Origin of the sequence: Pseudoduganella sp. RAF53_2 (assembly GCF_052113985.1) — a bacterium.
Classification (GTDB): Bacteria; Pseudomonadota; Gammaproteobacteria; order Burkholderiales; family Burkholderiaceae_D; genus Rugamonas.
Genome location: NZ_JBFRDW010000658.1, coordinates 1 through 3,303, shown reverse-complemented (window position 1 = coordinate 3,303; position 3,303 = coordinate 1). Strand labels below are relative to the sequence as shown.

Genomic DNA, 3,303 nt, shown 5'->3' with positions numbered 1-3,303 from the left:
GATGAACTCGTGCTCGGAGTGGCCCGAATACACTTTGCCCGGCATGGTCGGACCGAAGCTCACTGCACTCGGGAACAGACGCGAATTGGTGCCGCCGCCAATGGCAATCGGCTTCGCATCCTTGATGCCGGTGAAGTGGGAAAACACGTTCAGCAGCACAGGGATTTGCGGCGCATTGTCCTGTACCCAAGGCTCGCCGATCTGCGTGTTGACCGTCGCGGTCACGCCACGTTTTTTCGACCAATCATCAAAGGCAGACTTTACCTGCTGGTCCAGTTCCGCACTGGTCTTGCCGCGCGGGCGGCGCAGATTGATGCCGAGGACGAGGTTTTTGTCCGCATCCATCTTCAGCGTGGTCGGCGCCACCGTCATCTTGCCCATGAACTCATCTTCATAAGCGATCTTGCCGAAGCGCTCACCATACAAGCCGGTACCCACTATCTCGGCCACGAAGTCCACCATATTGCCGGCTTGCGTACCGGACCAGTCGCGCACGGCCAGCGCATCGGCCAGCATGGCGATGGCGTTCACGCCTTCCCATGGTTTCGAGGAGTGCGCGGCATAGCCTTTGCCGGTGACCGTCAGGCGCTTGCCTTCCCAGGCGAATTGATAGGTCATGCCTTTCTGCTTTTCCGCCTTGGCGCGGATCTGTGCTTCCAGCTCCGGCGTGGCGTTGTCGATGGTGGCGCGTGCATCTTCCGGAATCTGGCTGGCGAAGAAGCCACCGGTGTAGGAAACCATTTGCGGCGCGCTTGCATCGCCAGCCGGTTTCGCATCCGGCGGCATCGTCACGCCGACCAGGCCCCAGCCCTTCTCCGCCATCACCACAGGGTATTCCGCATCGAGGGTGATATTCACCTGCGGCGGCGTGTGCGTTTTCAGCCAGGCTTCCAGCGGTTCCCAGTTGGATTCTTCCGCCATATAGACATACAGCTCGATACGCTTCTTCAGCTTCACCTTGCGGTCCTTGATCGCCTTCATCGCATACAGCGCGGTAGCGATGGGGCCTTTGTCGTCTTCCGTGCCGCGCGCCAGCAGCAAGCCTGGCTCGCTGGTGCGATCCAGCTTGAACGGCGACTGCTTCCACTTGGATGGATCGACCGGCTGCACGTCGCCGTGCGTGACCACGCCGACGCGGTCATCGCCTTTGCCGTAGCCGATGACGACGATGTAGCCATCATCGCGGTAATCGAAGCCAAGGCGGTCAGCTTCCTCTTTCAGGAATTTTTTGAAACCCAGATGCTGCGGGTTCTTGTCGAAGTCGACTTTCGGGTCGGCCACGGTATTGAAGCTGACCATGGTGGCCAGGCTGTCCACGATCTGCTTGCTGTAAGTGCTGCGAGCGTAGCGGGCGGTGGAGGTGGCAGCGTCGCTAAGTGCTGCGGCGTGGGAGGCGGTGCTTACGAGGAGCGATACGAGAGCAAGTTTCTTCAGCATTTTCACTATTGGTAGTTGGTGATGATCTTGTTGATGACACCTTCTTGCAGCAGCTGCGTGATGGCGGCATCGGCTTCGGTAAGAGATACGTGCCCCTTGTGGGAAAGCGCGCATCGCGTCAGGTACTGCTTGATGAACAGCGGAGGATGGGTGCGGATCTGCTCTCCCAGCTTCAGCTGATAATCGTAATGCGATTTGATCGTTGCTGCATACTGCACCCGCCCTGCCGCCAGCTTGCGCAGATTGATCAGGTTTGTCGGCGCATCGTCACGCAGAAAGCCGGCACCCAGCACGTGTTCAAATTCCGGATAGCGATAACCCAGCACGGTGCCAACGCGGCGCCCCGCCAGTTCTTCCAGGCTATGCGTCGGCGGCGCCGACAAAGCCGTCAGCAGCAGCTCGGCCTGCGGGAAGAAAGGCTGGGTCCATTGATACCGGCCCGGCAACCATTCCGGCAGATAGAGGCACAGCATATCGCCCTGCCCCGAATCGAGCGCCATCGCGATGCGCTTGCGCGGCAGGACCATCAGCTCCAGCTTGCGCCCCATCTTTTGCGCCAGTGCTTCGGCCAGATCCTTGGTAATGCCCCGCACCAGCTGCCCCCTGCGAAAATCTGCCAGCGGCATCTCGGTGCTGGTATCGACCAGCACGATCAGCGGCTCGGCATGGACGGAACCTGCTGCCAGCATGGCAAGCAATATTGTTCGCAAGGCATTCATGAATAGATAGTAACTCAATCCCCTGATCTCTTCAGGGCCTTCCTTGAAACAGTGAGTAGACGCCCTGACATGGCGGCCATGACTTCCTTCTCTATCCTCGACCTCTCGCCCATCGCACAAGACAGCGATGCCCGCACTTCGCTGCGCAACTCGACCGACCTCGCCCAGCACGGCGAGCGCTGGGGCTTCAATCGCTACTGGGTGGCGGAGCACCACGGCATGCCGGGCATCGCCAGTGCGGCGACGTCGGTAGTGATGGCTCACATCGCGGCCAATACCTCGACCATCCGCGTTGGAGCCGGCGGCATCATGCTGCCGAATCATTCGCCGCTGGTGATCGCCGAACAATTCGGTACGCTGGAAGCGCTGCATCCGGGACGTATCGATCTGGGCCTGGGCCGCGCGCCCGGCTCCGACCAGACCACGGCGCGCGCGCTGCGCCGCAACCTGATGGCCAGCGCGGAAGAGTTCCCTCAGGACGTACTGGAGCTGCAAGATTACATGTCCGACCACCCGCGCCAGCGCGTACTGGCGACGCCGGGCCGTGGCGCCAAAGTGCCGCTGTGGATTCTGGGGTCCAGTACCTTCGGCGCGCAATTGGCCGCGCAACTTGGCCTGCCCTTCGCTTTCGCTTCCCACTTCGCGCCGCAGATGATGATGCAGGCGCTGCATCTGTACCGCACTAATTTCCAGCCCTCGGCGCAGCTGCAAAAACCCTACGTCATGCTGGGTTATAACGTATTCGCGGCCAACAGCGATGACGAAGCGCAGCTGCTGGCGACATCGGCGCAGCAGGCGTTTGTCAATCTGCGCAGCGGCCGCCCAAGCCAATTGCCGCCGCCGCTCAAGGACTACCGAAACCAGATCGGCCCATCCGAAAACGCGATGCTCGATTCGGTGCTATCCTGTTCGGCCATTGGTTCGCCGGACACGGTGCGCAGCCAGCTGCGCGGCTTCATCGCCAGCACAGGTGCGGACGAACTGATGATCACGTCACAGATGTACGAGCACAAGGCCCGCCTGCGTTCGTACGAGATCGTGGCGGACATCCTTCGCGAGCTTAAATGAAAGAAGAACACACAATTACCCGCGGCATGGTCATGCTGTTGGCCACTGCCGCAGGCCTGATCGTCGCCAACCTGTATTA

The 3,303-nt window shown here is 60.7% G+C and carries 3 protein-coding genes; 1 reads left to right on the top strand and 2 read right to left on the bottom strand.

Going from position 1 to position 3,303, the window contains the following annotated elements; translation table 11 throughout:
* Both AB4Z11_RS27295 and AB4Z11_RS27290 read right to left on the bottom strand, forming a co-directional pair.
* A partial coding sequence (locus AB4Z11_RS27295) for a dipeptidase (RefSeq protein WP_442028980.1) occupies positions 1 to 1,437 on the bottom strand: 1,437 nt, incomplete at its 3' end.
* Positions 1,438 to 1,442: 5 nt separating this feature from the next.
* Positions 1,443 to 2,174, bottom strand: coding sequence for a substrate-binding periplasmic protein (locus AB4Z11_RS27290; protein ID WP_442028979.1), 732 nt, complete (start codon positions 2,172 to 2,174; stop codon positions 1,443 to 1,445).
* 60 nt (positions 2,175 to 2,234) lie between these two features.
* On the opposite strand from AB4Z11_RS27290, the gene AB4Z11_RS27285 reads away from it, so the two are divergent.
* Positions 2,235 to 3,224: an LLM class flavin-dependent oxidoreductase gene (locus AB4Z11_RS27285; RefSeq protein WP_442028978.1), complete on the top strand. Its 990-nt coding sequence runs from the start codon at positions 2,235 to 2,237 to the stop codon at positions 3,222 to 3,224.
* Positions 3,225 to 3,303: the final 79 nt, after the last annotated feature.